Source organism: Bifidobacterium sp. wkB338 (genome assembly GCF_003688325.1).
Classification (GTDB): Bacteria; Actinomycetota; Actinomycetes; order Actinomycetales; family Bifidobacteriaceae; genus Bombiscardovia; species Bombiscardovia polysaccharolytica.
In genome coordinates, this window is the sequence record NZ_NPOR01000024.1 from 17,869 (window position 1) to 34,728 (window position 16,860).

At 60.1% G+C, this 16,860-nt stretch carries 15 protein-coding genes; 2 read left to right on the forward strand and 13 right to left on the reverse strand.

Annotated features, from left to right (window positions below; all coding sequences use genetic code 11):
• Nucleotides 1–27 precede the first annotated feature (27 nt).
• The 12 genes from hisI to CI603_RS05160 form a co-directional block, all read right to left on the reverse strand.
• Nucleotides 28–462 (reverse strand): phosphoribosyl-AMP cyclohydrolase, encoded by a 435-nt coding sequence (hisI, locus tag CI603_RS05105; RefSeq protein WP_046322851.1) that lies wholly within the window; start codon nt 460–462, stop codon nt 28–30.
• Between the two features lie 163 nt (nt 463–625).
• Nucleotides 626–1,402, reverse strand: a complete 777-nt coding sequence (gene hisF, locus CI603_RS05110) for an imidazole glycerol phosphate synthase subunit HisF (protein ID WP_121913301.1) — start codon at nt 1,400–1,402, stop codon at nt 626–628.
• 114 nt (nt 1,403–1,516) lie between these two features.
• Nucleotides 1,517–2,704 carry a 23S rRNA (adenine(2503)-C(2))-methyltransferase RlmN gene (rlmN, locus tag CI603_RS05115; RefSeq protein WP_395947972.1) on the reverse strand — a complete coding sequence of 396 codons (1,188 nt, stop codon included), beginning with the start codon at nt 2,702–2,704 and terminating at the stop codon, nt 1,517–1,519.
• Nucleotides 2,705–2,773: 69 nt separating this feature from the next.
• Nucleotides 2,774–3,763: a phosphatidate cytidylyltransferase gene (locus CI603_RS05120; protein ID WP_110425179.1), complete on the reverse strand. Its 990-nt coding sequence runs from the start codon at nt 3,761–3,763 to the stop codon at nt 2,774–2,776.
• Nucleotides 3,764–3,787: 24 nt separating this feature from the next.
• Nucleotides 3,788–4,342: a ribosome recycling factor gene (gene frr / locus CI603_RS05125; RefSeq protein ID WP_121913302.1), complete on the reverse strand. Its 555-nt coding sequence runs from the start codon at nt 4,340–4,342 to the stop codon at nt 3,788–3,790.
• A 116-nt stretch (nt 4,343–4,458) separates the two neighbouring features.
• Entirely contained in the window at nt 4,459–5,214 is a 756-nt protein-coding gene (pyrH, locus tag CI603_RS05130; protein ID WP_110412760.1) for a UMP kinase, read from the reverse strand.
• 229 nt (nt 5,215–5,443) lie between these two features.
• Nucleotides 5,444–6,295 carry a translation elongation factor Ts gene (tsf, locus tag CI603_RS05135; RefSeq protein ID WP_046322846.1) on the reverse strand — a complete coding sequence of 284 codons (852 nt, stop codon included), beginning with the start codon at nt 6,293–6,295 and terminating at the stop codon, nt 5,444–5,446.
• A 50-nt stretch (nt 6,296–6,345) separates the two neighbouring features.
• A complete protein-coding gene (rpsB, locus tag CI603_RS05140; protein ID WP_046323753.1) occupies nt 6,346–7,215 on the reverse strand; it encodes a 30S ribosomal protein S2 in 870 nt (289 codons plus the stop codon).
• 225 nt (nt 7,216–7,440) lie between these two features.
• Nucleotides 7,441–7,923 carry a peptide deformylase gene (locus tag CI603_RS05145; RefSeq protein WP_015021747.1) on the reverse strand — a complete coding sequence of 161 codons (483 nt, stop codon included), beginning with the start codon at nt 7,921–7,923 and terminating at the stop codon, nt 7,441–7,443.
• A 2-nt stretch (nt 7,924–7,925) separates the two neighbouring features.
• Nucleotides 7,926–9,908, reverse strand: coding sequence for a long-chain fatty acid--CoA ligase (locus tag CI603_RS05150; protein WP_046322845.1), 1,983 nt, complete (start codon nt 9,906–9,908; stop codon nt 7,926–7,928).
• A 38-nt stretch (nt 9,909–9,946) separates the two neighbouring features.
• Entirely contained in the window at nt 9,947–10,501 is a 555-nt protein-coding gene (locus CI603_RS05155) for an Rv3235 family protein (protein ID WP_121913303.1), read from the reverse strand.
• 151 nt (nt 10,502–10,652) lie between these two features.
• Entirely contained in the window at nt 10,653–11,777 is a 1,125-nt protein-coding gene (locus tag CI603_RS05160; RefSeq protein WP_046322843.1) for a GuaB3 family IMP dehydrogenase-related protein, read from the reverse strand.
• 163 nt (nt 11,778–11,940) lie between these two features.
• On the opposite strand from CI603_RS05160, the gene CI603_RS05165 reads away from it, so the two are divergent.
• The gene (locus CI603_RS05165; protein ID WP_121913304.1) at nt 11,941–13,191 is read left to right on the forward strand and encodes an NADP-dependent isocitrate dehydrogenase; all 1,251 of its coding nucleotides are present in this window, start codon (nt 11,941–11,943) and stop codon (nt 13,189–13,191) included.
• A gap of 235 nt (nt 13,192–13,426) precedes the next feature.
• Nucleotides 13,427–14,989, forward strand: coding sequence for a hypothetical protein (locus tag CI603_RS05170; RefSeq protein ID WP_183122261.1), 1,563 nt, complete (start codon nt 13,427–13,429; stop codon nt 14,987–14,989).
• Here the strand turns inward: CI603_RS05170 and CI603_RS05175 are convergent.
• Entirely contained in the window at nt 14,959–16,794 is a 1,836-nt protein-coding gene (locus tag CI603_RS05175; RefSeq protein ID WP_121913305.1) for a long-chain fatty acid--CoA ligase, read from the reverse strand. The two genes, CI603_RS05170 and CI603_RS05175, sit on opposite strands and share 31 nt — an antisense overlap.
• Nucleotides 16,795–16,860 lie beyond the last annotated feature (66 nt).

The window sequence follows — 16,860 nt, forward strand, 5'->3', positions numbered from 1 at the left end:
GTTTTCTGAATGTTCCCTGCAACAACCTTAGCGTCTTTCTGCACTGGATGGCCCTTCCTGACTCTGCATTTCCGCCTGAGTGCGATTGCCTTGCACTACCGGAAGCGGTCCGCCAGCTTCGAAGCACGACCTGGTCCCGGTATGGCAGGCCGCCCCTACCTGGTCCACCTCTACAAGAAGCGCGTCCCCGTCGCAGTCAATGCTGACTCCCTTGACATACTGGACATGCCCGGAGGTGTCCCCTTTCCGCCAGTATTCCTGCCTAGAGCGGGACCAGAATGTGACTCTTCCTGTTGTCAGGGTCCGTCTAAGGGCCTCCTCGTCCATGTAACCGACCATGAGCACCTGGCGACTGTCATACTGCTGGACCACTGCGGCCACAAGTCCCTTGGCATCCTTCTTGAGCCTGGCCGCTATGCTCGGGTCCAAACGTTCTTCCTGGTCCTTCGAAGACTGTGACATTGATTCTCATTCTCCTTGATTCAGCTAATTAATTCGGCTAGTTTGTCCGACATAACCTTGGCGGTTGATTGTTCATGGTATGGGTATGGTTTCCCGATGGCTGCCAACAAGGCCTGCAAAAGCCATGCACCATGTGGTGCCGAAATTTTTCTGCGGGATTGGTTCAGGCCTGCCATCGAACCGGATACCCGGCCGCATGGAGCGCCTGCTTGACGTCCTTGATGGACACCTGGCCAAAATGGAAGACGGAAGCCGCCAGGACCGCATCAGCCCCAGCCCTGACCGCAGGAGGAAAATCGGCAGCCTTGCCTGCCCCGCCGCTGGCGATGAGCGGAAGAGATACTGCCTTGCGCACGTCGGCGATCATTTCCAGATCGAAACCTTGACGGGTGCCGTCCGCATCCATGGAATTGAGAAGAACCTCGCCGGCTCCGAGTTCTTGAGCCTGCTTGACCCAGTCAACGGCATCGATGCCAGCGGACTGGTGGCCGCCCATGGTGGTCACTTCATATCCCGAGGTAATACCCTGTGCATTAGATCGGCGGGCATCGACCGAGAGCACCAGAACCTGGCGACCAAACCGCTGGGCGATGTCGCCGATGACCTGCGGGTTGGCGATAGCTGCTGTATTAATGCCGACCTTGTCAGCCCCGGACCGCAGGAGGGTGTCGACATCCTGCGGGGTGCGCACGCCTCCGCCGACAGTCAGCGGAATGAAAATCTGGTCGGCAGTGCTTTTGACCAGGTCCACCATGGTGGCTCGCCCGCTGCCCGAAGCAGTCACATCCAGAAAGGTCAGCTCGTCGGCTCCCTGTTGGTAGTAGGCGGAAGCCAGTTCGACCGGATCACCCGCATCGCGCAGATTCTTGAAGTGGACGCCTTTGACCACACGGCCCTGGTCGACATCAAGGCAGGGAATGACACGAACCGCTACCGTCATGCGACCTGCCTTCCTGCCTGAACCGAATTGTTTGAGTCACGACACTAGCCCCTGCAGTGTCGGAAGACTACCGTATGTCCACACTATGGCATGGCCACACTGCAAAAGGCCGAATCAGGCCTGAAGCTTGACGGCCTTGGCTGCCAGCTGACCGCAGGCACCGTCGATGTCCGATCCGCGGGTGTCCCTCATGGTCGCAGTGATGCCGGCCTTGTGAAGAATGTCCAGGAACCGCTGCTCATCCTCAGGCTTGGAGGCCGTCCAACGAGACCCTTCAATCGGATTCAGAGGTATGGGATTGACGTGCGCCCAGTCGTTCCCATAGTGGTTGAGGCGCTTGGCAAGAAGACGGGCATGCTCGACCTGGTCGTTGATGCCTCGCATTAGGGCATACTCGATGCTGACCCGTCTGCCGCTTGCCAGGTAGTAGTCGTGAGCTGCATCCAGAACCTGGGTCGTGTTGAAGCGCCTGTTCATGGGCACCAGCTCGTCGCGCAACTTGTCGCTGGGGGCATGGAGGGAGACGGCTAGACGGACCGGAATTCCCTCTTTGGTCAGCTTGCGGATGCCGGGAACCACGCCCACCGTGGACACAGTGATGTTCCTGGCCGAGATGCCGAATCCCTTGGGCGGCAGGGCACTGATCTGCCTGACTGCGGACAGGACAGCCCGGTAGTTGCCCATGGGCTCGCCCATCCCCATGAAGACGATATTACTCAGGCGTCCCGGGCCCCCGGCAACCTGTCCGGACCTCATCATGTGAGAGGCGGCCCTGACCTGTTCCAGAATCTCGCCAGTCGACATGTTCCGAGTCAACCCAAGCTGACCGGTGGCGCAGAAGGGGCAGCCCATGCCGCAGCCGACCTGGCTGGAGATACAGAGGGTGGCCCTGGAGGGATATCGCATGAGCACGGACTCGATCCTGGACCCGTCGAAGAGCTCCCAGAGGGTCTTGATGGTGGTCCCCTGATCCGCTTTCTGGACGGTGACTGGGGTGATCAATTCAGGGAAAAAGCGGCGAGCAGCCTCTTGACGACTGGCCGCAGGGAAATCCGTGAAGTCACCCGGATTGATGGACAGGTGATTGAAGTAATGGTTGGCCAGCTGCAAAACACGGAATTTCGGCAGGCCCAGTTGAGCGCAGACCTCCTGACGCTCCTGCTGGTCCATGTCCGTAAAGTGGCGCGGCGGCTTGCCTCGACGTGCATGGTCGGCCGCCAGAACGTCCCTGAAGGCGCCATCTTTGCCTCCGGGGGTGATGCCGGTTTCAGGCTCGGCACCGGTCATGTCGACATCTGTCATACCTCTACCTCATCCTGTATCAGCTACTCAACCGCCAAAACTATGAAAAACACGTACAGTCAATTCCGATCACAGACCAGTGATCAAAAGGACCAGTGTGATGAATGGTGCGGACATGAGGATGGAATCCACCCTGTCCAGCACTCCGCCGTGGCCCTTGAGCAGGTGGCCCATGTCCTTGATCCCCAGGTCGCGTTTGATCAAAGATGCACTCAAGTCGCCCAAAGTGCCAGTGGCTCCGACCATGATGCCCATGAGCAGGGCGACCCACCAGATCCGCCCCCAATCCGCCATAGGATAGGTGGCCGCAAAGATGACCAGAGCGCCGACCAGACAGCAGAGCATGGAGCCTGCGAGACCCTCCAGGGACTTGCCGGGAGAGATGCGGGGCGCAATCTTATGCTTGCCGAAAAGCGAACCGAAGAGAAGTCCGCCGATGTCGCTTAGGGCAGGCAGGAAAATCACCATGAAGGCATGCGCGGCAGGATGCCCGCCGAAGGTAGTGGGCAAGGTTATCAGACAGGCCAGGAGGGTGATGTAGACAACAGTCAAAAGAGTGACGCCCACACTGGCAAGGCTGCTTAACTGGCTCTCCCCTTTTGCAGCACCGTAGGAGGCATCGGCCATGGTCTGTGCATCCTTGCCCGACAGCTTGGCATTCACCGCCTTGAGCAGACGGCCACCCAGGCGATGATTGCGAGTGGCCGCAAGAGCCCCGATCAAGGCAGTGACCAGAACACCAGCGGTCATGACCACCACGTGGTCCGGCGCATAGAACGAGGCAAGCATGGTGGCCGCCGAGCAGATCCAGAGCTCTATCACCGGTATATGCAGACCTGCCGTGGCAAAGTCCACCCTGAGCTCCCAGAGCCCCAGGGTCATGAAAATCACAATCAGATAGATGAATGCGTCGATTCGCACAAGGATGCAGGCCAGGATGATGACGACCAGAAGCGCGCCAGTGGCCACCGCCTGCGGCATGTTGCGCCCGGTCCGCTTGTTCAGGGTTTCGACGGCATCCTGACCTGTCTTCTCGGCGGAGCTTTCCTTGGTACTCATGAACAGTGGATCCTCCAAGGCGAATCAGACCTCGAGGATTTCCTTCTCCTTCGCATCCAGGAGCTGGTCGATCATGTCGTTCTTCTGCTTGGTGACGGTCTCCAGCTCCTTCTGCAGCCTGTTGCCCTCATCCTCGCCCAGGTCGCCATCCCTGACCTTGCCCTCCAGCTCTTCCTTGACCTTACGTCGGATGTTGCGGACAGCCACCTTACCCTCCTCGGCCTTGTTCTTGGCCAGCTTGACATAGTCCCGGCGACGCTCCTCGGTCAGCTCGGGCATGGTGACCCTGATGACGTTGCCGTCACGGCTGGGGTTGACGCCCAGGTCCGAGTCGCGGATGGCCTTCTCGACTGCGCCTGCCTGGGAGGGGTCGAAGGGGGTAACGGCCAGGGTGCGAGGTTCCGGGACGCCAATCGATGCCAGCGACTTGATGGGCGTAGGTGTGCCGTAATACTCCACCATGATGTCGTTGAGGAAGGAGGGGTTGGCACGCCCGGTCCTAATTCCTGAGAAGTTCTCCTTGGTCGCCTCGATGCTCTTGTCCATCTGCCTTCCGGCCTGGTCCACCACTGTGGTCATGATCTGCTCCTTGCTGTATGGACCATCCGCTTGTGCGCGCGAGGTCCGTCATTCTTATACTCTACGGCCATGGGGCCACAGGGGCCAAGCGGCGCGGGGTGTGTGCCCGCAACCGGTCACAGGGTACGATCAGGACCTCCGTGGACCAAGGTGCCCAGGCGCTGGCCTTTAAGCGCCCCGGTCACGTTGCCTTCACCCTCCAGTCCGAAGACGCGGATGGGCATGTCATTGTCCCGGGCCATGGACAGCGCTGCCGCGTCCATGACGGCCAGGTTGTCCACTAGGGCCCGCTGGTAGCTGAGATTGGTGAACATTCGCGCAGAAGCCTGCTTGTGCGGATCAGCCGTATACACACCGTCCACACCGTTCTTGCCCATGAGGACCTCGACGCAATGTATCTCCAAGGCCCGCTGTATGGAGACCGTGTCGGTTGAGAAGTAAGGCATGCCGGATCCGGCGCCGAAGATGACCACGCGTCCCTTCTCCAGGTGGCGGATGGCCTTGAGCGGAATGTAGGGCTCGGCCACCTGGCCCATGGTGATGGCTGTCTGCACCCTGGTGGCCTGACCATCCTGCTCCAGGAAGTCCTGCAGAGCCAGGCAGTTCATGACCGTGCCCAGCATGCCCATGTAGTCGCCGCGCGAACGTTCGATTCCGGCCTGACTGAGCTCGGCTCCGCGGAAGAAGTTGCCACCGCCCACCACGATGGCCACCTGAACGCCGCCCTGCACCGCCTGGACGATCTCCTTGGCCACCCGCTTGACCACCTGCACGTCGATGCCGACCTCGCCTCCCCCGAAGGCCTCTCCGGAGAGCTTGAGCAGCACACGACGAGGCGATGCTTGGTTTTGCGCTGAATCGGATCCGGTCATAAAAGCCCTTTCTCCAGACATGATGACGGGCGGTATACGCCGCTAACAGGGTATCCGTGCTGGGCGACAACCCCTCTTGAGCAGACCGAGGGAATAGGCCCTGGGAACTGACTTAGGACAAAAGAAGGGGAGCAGCTACGAAAGCCACTCCCCTGCCATCAATGCCGGACGTCTGCCAGTCCCTTAGACAAGATCAAGCAGACGACACAAAACATTGCTGAACTACTTACTACTCCTCGTCGCCCTTGCCTACCTCGAGACGGGCGAAGGCCAGAGCCTTGCCGCCTGCCTGCTTGAAGAGGTCACCAATGGTCTTGGAGGTGTCCTTGACGTACTGCTGCTCCAGTAGAACGGTCTCCTTGAAGAAGGCGTTCAGACGCCCCTCTACGATCTTGGGAATGATCTTCTCGGGCTTGCCTTCGGCCTGGGACTTCTCAGTGGCCACGCGACGCTCGGACTCCACCACATCGGCGGGCACATCTTCGCGGCTGAGCCACTTGGGACTCATGGCAGAGATCTGGAGGGCCACCTCATGGGCGACCTGGGCGCCGGCCTCATCAGTGGCGATCATGGCCACGATGGATGGGGGCATCTCCACAGACTTGCGATGGGCGTAAATCTCTACACGGGGACCTTCGACCCGGGCCACCTGGCCGACCTTGACGTGCTCATGGAAGAGAGCACCAGCTTCCTCCACGGTCTCCTTGACGGTGCCTGACTTGGATGGAGCGGCATCGACCTGCTCGGCGTTGGAGGCATCAGCCTTGGCCACGTCGTCGATGACCTCCTGGCCAAACTCGACGAACTGAGGGGTCTTGGCCACGAAATCAGTCTCGGAGTTGAGCTCGACGGCGTAGCCGATCTGACCCTGCCCGCCCTCGATGACGGTGGAGGCGATCAGGCCCTCCTGAGCCTTGCGGCCCTCACGGGCGCCTGCGGCCTGGATGCCGGTGGCGCGGATAATCTCCTTGGCGCGGGCCATGTCGCCCTCAGCCTCGGTCAAGGCCTTCTTGACGTCCATCATACCGGCGCCGGTCTGGTCACGCAGCTCCTTGATCAGTGCAGCGGTGATTTTTGCCATAAAACTCTCCTATCTGGTCTTTCCTGAATGCATCATCTAGACGCCAAATTTCAGGCGGCCTGATCGGCAGCGGGGGTCTCCTGCTGCTGTTGCGCGGGCTGCTCGGCCTGGGGAGCCTGGGCGGTCTCCTGGGCCTGCTCCTGCGGCTGTCCATCCTTGTTCTCCAGCAGATTCTTCTCCCACTCGGCCATGGGCTGGTCGGAGGCCTCCTCGGTCTTGGCGGCCTTGCCAGAGCGCTCCAGCAGACCGTCAGCCACGGCATCGGCCATCAGCCGAGTCAGCAGCTCGACGCCGCGAATAGCATCGTCGTTGGCCGGAATAGGGTAGGTGACAAGCTCAGGATCCGTATTGGTGTCCACCAGGGCCACGACCGGGATGCCCAGCTTGTTAGCCTCGGAGACCGCCAGGGCCTCCTTGTTGATGTCGACCACGAACAGGGCCGAAGGGGTGCGGCTCATGTTGCGGATGCCGCCCAGCTGACGCTCCAGCTTGTCCTTCTCGCGCCGCAGGAGCAGGAGCTCCTTCTTGGTCAGTCCCGAGCCATGCACGTCGTCGAAGTCCATCTCCTCCAGCTCCTTCAAGCGGCCGACCCGCTTGGTCACGGTCTGGAAGTTGGTCAGCATGCCGCCCAGCCAGCGCTCGGAGACGTAGGGCATGTTCACCCGGGTGGCTTGAGCTTTGATGGCCTCCTGGGCCTGCTTCTTGGTCCCCACGAAGAGCACGGTGCCGTTGTGAGCCACAGTCTGCTTGATGAAGTCATAGGCTTGGTCGATCAGACCGAGCGACTTGAAGAGATTGATGATGTGGATGCCGTTGCGCTCCATCAGGATGTACTGCTTCATCTTGGGGTTCCAACGACGGGTCTGGTGTCCGAAGTGGACGCCGGCCTTCAGCATTTCGCTCATGGTGATCTGTGCCATGTCCATACCTTTCATTGTCGGTTATTGCCTGGCCATGTGCACCTGCGTGCAACTCCGAGGAGCCGACCGACACAGGACGTCGCGGACATGGCGCGAATTTACGGCGTGTGTTTGGGAATACTCTTGGCGCGCCTGCCCACCCGTGACAGCGGACCTGCGCAATGACACGCCGAGTTACTATGATACCCGAGGCCAATGACCTCGGGCACCGTGTTCGCCCTCTGCCTACCTGGCTGATCTCAGCTGCTGCATGGCCTTGCGGCGGACATCGCTCTCCAGCCGATCCACATAGACATGGCCGTCCAGGTGATCGCACTCGTGCTGAATCATCCGACCCATGATGCCATGGCCTTCGAGAGTCACTGTCTTGCCGTCCAGATCGATGCCGTGGGCTCGTGCGTAGTCGGCCCGTCTGGTCGGATACCAAAGGTTTGGAAGGGACAGGCATCCCTCCTCGCCATACTGCTCGCCGGAGGTCTTGTCGATGACCGGATTGATGATGTAGCCCACCTTGCCGCCAATATTATACGAGAAGACTCGCAGGCCCACGCCGATCTGATTGGCCGATAGGCCCGCCCTGCCCGGATCGTCGACAGTGTCCACCAGGTCACGCACCAGACTGCGCACAGCCGGGGTGATGCTGGTCACAGGATCGCATGGGGTACGCAAAACCGGATCGGGAACCACTCTGATTGTACGAATCGCCACTGCTACTCCTCGTCATCCCGGCCGTCGTGGCCGTCCTTCTCATCCTCCGGGGCCGCTTCCTCCTCCTGGCGACCATCACGCTTGCGTCCGGTCATGCTGGCCAGGGAGTCACTCATAGTGGTCCGTGCCCTGCTGACGATGTCGTTCTCTTTGGCAGCGGGTTTGGCTGGCGTTCTGGGCGCATAGAGGACCTTGTCCACAAGTTCGGCATACTGGCGGAGCACCTCGGGGCGCACAACCTTCAGGCTGGGGGTCAGGGTACCGTCCTCCTGGCTGAAGTCCTTGTCCAGCACCAGGAACTTCCGCACCGACTCGGCCCGCGAGACGTTGCAGTTGGCCTTGTCCACATACTGTTGGATGAAGGCATGGATCGCATCGTTATGGCTGGCCTGCTCCATGCTCATGTCAGCGTCCAGACCCTGGGAGGTCAGCCACGATTTCAGCATGCCGACATCCAAAGTAACCAGGGCGCCCACGAAGGGTCTGCCGTCGCCCACGACCACGGCTTGAGAGACTATCGGACAGGTGCTGATCACATCCTCCAAAGGTGCCGGGCTCACGTTCTTGCCGCCGGCTGTGATGATAACGTCCTTCTTTCGGCCGGTAATGAAGACGAAGCCCTGATCGTCGATTTGGGCTAAATCGCCGGTATGCAGCCAGCCGTCCTTATCAAGCACGGTGGAATCCAGCTCGGGCTGGTGGTAGTAGCCCATAAAGACGCTGGGGCCCTTGACCAAAAGCTCATCGTCGTCGCTCAGCCTGACCGTGATGCCCGAGCCAGGTCGACCGACCGAACCAACTTCGTTGGCATCCTCGAAGTTGACAATGCAGGGGGCCGCCGTCTCGGTCATTCCGTATCCCTGAATGAAGGTGATCCCGTCGATTCCGTTGAAGAAGTGGGCCAGGTCGGCGTTCATGGGTGCGCCGCCGCAAGCCAGATAGCTCAGGTTGGAACCCAGGGCGGACTCAATTGTGTTGCCGACGGTTTTGGTGTAGAAGGCGTGAGCCAGGCGGGTCAGCGGCGAGTGGCCGCGCCCCTCCTGCTCGTCCTTTGACCACTTGATGAAGTGCCTGGTGGCCTTGGCAAAGACCTTGCCGGCCAAACCTGTGCCGGCCTTCTGCGAGGCGGCATTGTAGACCTTCTCGAAGACTCGGGGCACGCCCAACAGATAGGTGGGCCGGAAGGTGCGCAGGTCAGTCAGCAGGTGCTTGGCGTTGGAGACGTATCCGACCACGCCCTGAGCGCCGATGGCCACGTACTGGATGTAGCGGGCGAAGCAGTGGGCCAGGGGCAGGAAAAGCATCAGGCGTGAGGGGGCTGCCAGCATGTGGTAGAGCACATCCCAGCCGACGAAAACGATGTGGACGAAGTTCCGGTTGGAAAGCATAGCGCCTTTGGGCTCACCGGTGGAGCCCGAAGTGTAGACGATGGTGGCCAAATCGTCGGCTTTGACCTGGGCGATGGCTTGATCCAGGCGCTCGTCGTCAATCCCCTGGCCGAATTCGCTGACTGCATTCAGGCCCCCTGCCTCGAAATTGAAGACATACTTGAGCTTGGGCGATGACCCCCGAACCTGCTCAAGGATCTGCGCATGCTCCGAGTCGCCGGCAAAGGCCAGAACGCAGTCCACATCCTGAACGATCTTCTGGGCCTGGCTGGGCGAGTCGGTCTCATAGATGGGCACAGAGACCGCCCCGATGGCCGCGCAAGCGAAGTCCGTGACCCCCCAGTCATAGCTGGTCGAGGCGTAGATGACTACGGTGCTGCCTTTTTCCACACCCAGGGCCATCATGCCCTTGGCCACGGCACGAACCCGCGCGGACATCTGCCCGGCCTTGACATCGTGCCAGTTTCTGGTCATGGGATCCTGCCACTGGGCAACCAGCTCCTCAGGATCGCGAGCGGTGCGTTTTGCCAGGAGCGAATAGATGGTGTCCTTGTCCGTCGTCGGGTGTTGAAGCTCGACCGTATATTCACGCAACATACCCACCATCATATGGGTCAACCCGCCAAAGCCGCCGCCTAGCCCATGTCGAAGCGTACACAGACCCAGCGCGAACCGCTCCTTGCAACAATCATGTTGGCAAGCACAGTGCGCTCGCCGACCAGGAATCCGATAGTGGTTTCGTATCGGTCACGGTCCACGCGGTAGATCTCAACCAGTTTAGGAATCAGCGGCAAGTATGTCATTCTGGCATGATCTGCAGTACGAACCATGCCCAGATGCCGATCATTCAGCAACCGGGCCAGTAGGGCCAGCCGTTCCATGCATACGCGGTTGAGCACACGCTCCAGGCTCTTCATCGGCAGACGGCCCCTTAGCACATCGAAAACCCTGGAAGCCAGTGCGCACAGGTTGACGAGAATTCGCTTGAGACCCCCTGGCAGACCCTCATTCTCAGCAACATCTTCCGGCCGAACGAAATTGACTGTTCGCACTGTCAGATTGATGTCGCCGAGTCCGAGCGGCACCTGTGTACAGGTGGACGGCCACCAGCTGTCGAACTCCTGTCCTTCTGGATCCTCGATTGCCTGATCACTATCCCAGGCCGGTGCCAGATCCATATACTCCGTCATACTTCTTCTCCTTGCACTTCGGCGTGCCTGATCCCCCTCCGCGCACCGGGCAACTGACGCAACGACAGCGATTACGTTCAGAACAGGAATGCGCAGAGGGATTGTAAATGTAAGTGTTATGAATAAATAGGTTGTGGATGTCTTCTTCTGCTTAGCTGCGTGGAGCAGGAGTCACTGCCACACGGCACTTTTGGAAGTTCTTGACATCCACGTAGCCGGTGGAAGCCATGGCTCGCCGCAGAGCTCCGATAAAATTCAGACTGCCATCGGTGCGATCGCTGGGTCCAAAAAGTATGCGCTCTAGGCTCCCCACCTGGCCGACCTGGACCCTGCGACCCCTTGGCAGCTCAGGATGATGGGCCTCGGCCCCCCAATGCATGCCCTGGCCGGGAGCATCGGTAGCCTTAGCCAGAGGCGTGCCCAGCATGACCGCGTCGGCCCCCATGGCCAAGGCCTTGACAAAGGACCCCGATGTGCCCGTCTCACCGTCGGCGATGACCTGAACGTAGCGTCCGCCGGACTCATCCAGGTAGTCGCGACGCGCCTCAGCCACATCCGAGATGGCCGTAGCCATGGGGGCCTGAATGCCGATGGTGGCGGAGTCAGTTGAGGAGGCTCCCCCGCCGAACCCGACAAGGACCCCAGCGGCACCCGTACGCATCAGATGCAGAGCCGCCTGGTAGGTGGCGGCCCCGCCAACGATGACCGGAACGTCCAGGTCGTAGATGAATTTCTTCAAATCCAAGGGCTCATGGCTGGTAGAGACATGCTCGGCCGAGACCGCCGTCCCACGGATTACGAAGAGATCCACGCCCGCATCAACCACCGTAGTGTAGAACTCCTGCGTGCGCTGAGGGGACAGAGCCCCGGCCACTGTGACTCCGGCCTTGCGAATCTCCTGGAGACGGCGGGTAATCAGCTCTGCCTTGACCGGCTCCCGGTAGACCTCCTGAATGACCCCAGTCGCCTGCTCCGACGAGGCATGGGCTATCCTGTCCAGCTGCGGACGCGGATCTTCATATCGGGTCCACAATCCTTCCAGGTCAAGCACACCCAATCCACCTAACCGTCCCAAGGCAATTGCCGTCTCGGGGCTGGTCGCCGAATCCATAGGCGCCCCCAGCAAAGGCAGGTCGAACTCGTAGGCATCCACCTGCCAAGCCGTGGAGACATCCTGGGGATCCCTAGTCCTCCTTGAAGGGAGTATGGAAACATCATCGAGCGTGTAGGCGACTGTAGCCTTCTTGCCGAGACCAATTTCGATTTCCTGTGTCATGTCTGTCAGCCTAGCGCCTCATGATGACGCTCCGGCGTGCTACGAACGGGTTACGAGCAGGGGAACAGAGAGTAACAAACTTGGGATAGAACTGTTCGCGAGCGCAATTGCGGCATCGGGAGCAGGATCCGGCCCCCGACCCGCCGACCGATAGGAGGCCGCCATGGACAAGATCGCCGTGAAGGGACGCATCGTCGAGCTCGACGGTGACGAGATGACCCGGGTCATCTGGAAAATGATCAAGGAACGGCTGATTCTGCCCTATCTGGACGTGGACCTGGACTATTACGACCTGGGCATCCGCAACAGGGATGCCACCGACGACGAGGTCACCGTGCAGGCGGCTCAGGCCATTCAACGCGAGCACGTGGGAGTCAAGTGCGCCACCATTACTCCGGACGAGGCCCGCGTAAAGGAATTCGGTCTTAAGCGCATGTGGAAGTCACCCAACGGCACCATCCGCAACATCCTTGGTGGAACCATCTTCCGCGAGCCCATCGTTATCGACAATATTCCCCGGCTGGTTCCCGGATGGACCAAACCCATTGTGGTGGCCCGCCATGCCTTCGGCGACCAGTACCAGGCGACTGATTTCACCGTTCCCGGGCCGGGAAAGCTAAGCGTCGTGTTCACTCCTGATGACGGGAGCGACCCTGTGACCAGACAGGTGACAATCTACCCAGGTCCGGGCGTTGCCCAGGTGCAGTTCAACCTTGATGATTCCATCCGTGACTTCGCGCGTTCCTGCTTCAACTATGCCCTGCAGAGGCGCTATCCGGTCTACCTGAGCACCAAGAACACCATCCTCAAGGCCTATGACGGTCGGTTCAAGGATATTTTCGCCCAGGTCTACGAGCAGGAATACCAGAGTCGGTTCGAGGAAGAGGGACTGACCTATCAGCATCGGCTGATCGACGATATGGTGGCCTCCTCGCTCAAGTGGCCGGGAGGATACGTCTGGGCCTGCAAGAATTACGACGGTGATGTCCAGTCTGATGCAATAGCTCAAGGGTTCGGGTCTCTTGGCCTGATGACATCCATGCTGATGACGGCCGACGGGCAAACTGTAGAAGCCGAGGCTGCCCATGGGACCGTGACCAGGCATTACCGGCGCTGGCTCAAGGGCGAAACCACCTCCACCAACCCGATCGCCTCCATTTTCGCCTGGACCGGCGGACTCAAGCAACGGGCTCGGCTGGATGATACGCCCAAGGTAGCTTGGTTTGCGCGAACTCTGGAATCTGTGGTTATCGAGACCGTGCGCTCCGGCCGTATGACCAAGGATCTGGCCAGCCTGGTCGGTCCTGATCAGCCCTGGCTGGACACCGAGGGCTTCATGGATGCCCTGGACCATGCCCTTGCCGAACGTATGGTTTCAGCTGCGACAGAGGCCAGGGACAGCAAGGCGGACTAACAGATCACATCACACAGAGCATCATCTCCCAGCTATTGCAGACGGTTAATCTGTTCGGATCGGTCTTGACCGTCTGCCCCTCGGCGAGAATCTTGTCACAAAAGCAAGGAGGCTCCATACGCTCCTGCCCGGGAGCCATACAATGGTTGCTCGGGACCCGGCCAGAGTCGGGCTCTGTCGGGACGAAGGAGCGAATGTGAAGAAGACCGGCTTTGCACGGCATTTGTCCGGCTTGATGACCCTGCTGGCATGCCTGGTCATGGTCGCATCAGCAAGTGCCTGCGGTCCAGCCATAAGCGGGGGGAGACAATCCCCGACCGCCCCGCAGAGCCAGGCGACCTCCACGTCAACTGCCGAAGTACCCGGTCGGGTGGCCATTTTCACTCCCTCTGACGGCATCACCCTCTCCCAGCACACACCCATCAACAAATGGGCCGCCCTGGTTCCAGAGCTCAAGTCGGCACTGACCAAGGAGCATCTTTCCAGCAAGCGCATCGACGCATACACCAGCGGGAATCTGGAGGATCAAAGCAAGGAACTGCAGGATTACGTGGTCAACCGTCTTTCGGAGCGCAAGACCGAAAAGACCTCAGAGCCGACCACATTGGTGGTGGCACCCATGACCTCGCCAGACTCCATTACCCGCCAGTATGGCGACTATATCAGCAAGTCACTCGATGTCGATGCCAAAGACAAGGCGAGTTCACGTCTGGTCTCGTCTCTGCGTCTGGCTGCTGGTGCGGGCATGCACGTGGTGCTGATGGCCAACCAAGTACCGGGCATTCAGCCGGATCTATTCGTACAGTTGTCTGACGCACGGGCCATTGGTCAGATGCAGGCGGAGAAGCTGGCCAGCAAGCTGGAGCTGGACAAGGCCAGCAAGGACAACCCCTGCCACATCGAGATCCTGCTGCCGAACCGTCCGGCCGATGCATCCTCTGATGTATCCTCTACTGACACGGGTGCTGAAGCCAACCAGGCTGAACAGGACCAGCAAGAGGATCAGAATTCCTTCCCCGCCCAGGCCTTCGCCGGAATCTGGCAGGTGCTAGGTCCATATTTCAAGGATGGAAGGGCCGACAGTCCCTCGGGACGCCTGCAGGCCGACAGTACCGAACGGGACTGGCAGGCTGTCGCCTTCGATCCAGGCAAGGATGCCTCGGCTACAGGCAAAGAGCTGGCAACCCGTCTATCCATGAACGACGACGCCAAATCCCATACCGAGGTAGACGGCATTCTGGCCATGAACGACTTCATCGTTTCCGGAGTGGTCTCTGAGCTCAGGGATTTAGGATATCGAGGTTCGTCGGCGGACGTCAATCCGGAAATTTCCATATCCGGCATCGTGGGATCCATGGCCGGCCGTCAGGATCTGCACCGTCAGCGCGTGCCCAAACCCGCCCAGAGCCCTGCAAGCCAGAATTCGTCGGGGTCGCAAGCGGATTCTTCGCAGAACACGGGCAAGACCCAAGAATCCACGTCCTCCGACGACCACACCGCCTGGCCCATCATCAGTGGGTATGGCGCCTATGCGGACAACATCCCCCAAATCGTGGATGGACAGCAGTGGATGACCGGGCTGGAAGACAGACTGGGGCTTGCGGGTGATATTGCCAAGGCCTGCGTCAACCTCAACAGCCAGGGGAAGGTGCCAGCCATGGATACGATTCAGACCGTCAATCAGGATGGCAAACAGTTACACCGTCTGTCAAGACCTTTGGTTGCGGTTTCGGCATCCAACCTCAAGGCGACGCTGATCGACACCGGCTACATCAAACCTGCCGATGCTGGTCTTTGAGCATAGATCTCCTGCTCGATCCGATCCTCATACCGCTTGAGAACCTCCTGACGGCGGGGCTTGTATGATGCGGTGAGCAGACCGTTTTCACGAGTGAAGTCCTGGTCCAGAATCAGATAGCGGCGGATGCCCTCGGCCCGGGATACCTGAGCATTGGCCGCGTCCACTGCACGGTCGACCTCGGTGCGGATAATGGGGTTCTCCCCAGCCGGAGCGGCCTCTTTCAGGGGCTCAGCGCCCTGGTCCCGCAACCAGCGGTCGACCTCCTCGGAATTGAGGGTGATCAAGGCCGAGACGAATGGCCTGCGGTCTCCGATGACCATACAGTGGCTGATAATGGGCGAACGTTCAACAGCCGTCTCCAGCAGCGCCGGCGAGATGTTCTTGCCACCAGCAGTAATGATGATTTCCTTGCGCCGGCCAGTCAGCCGAACGAACCCGTCCTCGTCCAGACTTCCCAGATCGCCGGTCAGCAACCAGCCGTCGCGAATCTGCCTGGTGGTGATTTCTGGATGGTTGTGGTAGCCCATGCAGACATCGGGGCCCTTGACACAGAGCTGGCCCTCCTGGTCGATGCCCACGGTGATGCCGGGCATGGGCAAGCCGATGGTGCCCAGCCGGTAGCCCTTGGTAGGGTTGACCGTCACCGGACCCATGGTCTCGGTCATGCCGTAGCCCTCGAGGAGGGGCAGACCTATGCCGTTGAAGAAGTCCGCGATGTCCCTGTCCAGGGGTGCTCCGCCCGAAATGGCATACTTGACCCGGCCGCCCAAGGCCTCGAGGATGGGATCGTAGACGGTGCCCGTGTACATGAGGTGCTTGGTCTTCAACGACATGGGAACGCGGGTGCCGTTCTGTTGGTGACGGGACCACTGCCTGGCCACCCCTGCAGCATCCAGGAAAATCCTGCCCCTAGCGCCTGTGCCGGCCCGCTGGGATGCGGCGTTGTAGATCTTCTCGAAGATTCGCGGCACAGCCAGGATGAAGGTGGGCTTGAAAGTCTGCGTGTCCTGCAGCAGATTGCGGATGGACCCGGTGAGCCCCAGGGTGAGATCCGTGGCGATGGCGAAGAACTGCAGGCAGCGGGCAAAGGCGTGGGCCAGAGGCAGACAGAGTAGAAGCCGCCTGCCCTCGCCCAAGCAGATGTCAGGAACCGCCTGAGCACCCGAACGAACGGTGAAGACGATGTTGCTGTGACTGATCTCTATGCCCTTGGGCTTGCCCGTGGAGCCTGAAGTGTAGACGATAGTTGCCAAGTCGGAGCCTCGCACCGAGTCGGCCCGGGATTGGAAGTCTGCCTGGTCCACCGCCCGTCCGTAGGCGGTCATGGTGGTCAGCGCCCCCCTTGTTATCACATACAGATCGTTCAGATAGGCACACTGGGAACGAACCGCGTCCACCCGGGCCCTCATGTCGTCATCCTCCAGAAAGGCCATGCCCACGTGGGAGTCGTTGAAGATACGGCGAATCTGATCGGGCGAGTCTGTCTCGTAGACCGGCACCGTAACCGCTCCGATGGACAGGATAGCCATGTCCAGGGCAGTCCACTCCCATCGGGTGTGCGAGACGATGGCCACCGAATCCCCCCGACCTATCCCTCGTGCCATAAGCCCCTTGGCCAGCCCGACCACACGATCCCGGAACTCACGGGCCGTGATGGTGTTCCACTCACGTCCGCTTCGGTATTCAATCAAAGAATCGTCCCCCAGGCGCACCACCCTGTCTTCAAGCAGGGAGAAGACGCTGGCATCGGCATCTATGGGCTCCTCAAGCGGACGCGTGAATTCTTGCTGAATGTTCTGCATGACCACTCCCTGCTGAAACGGCGTTATGCTTAACGATTCTAACCGCTCCCCCGGGCCAGCGATATA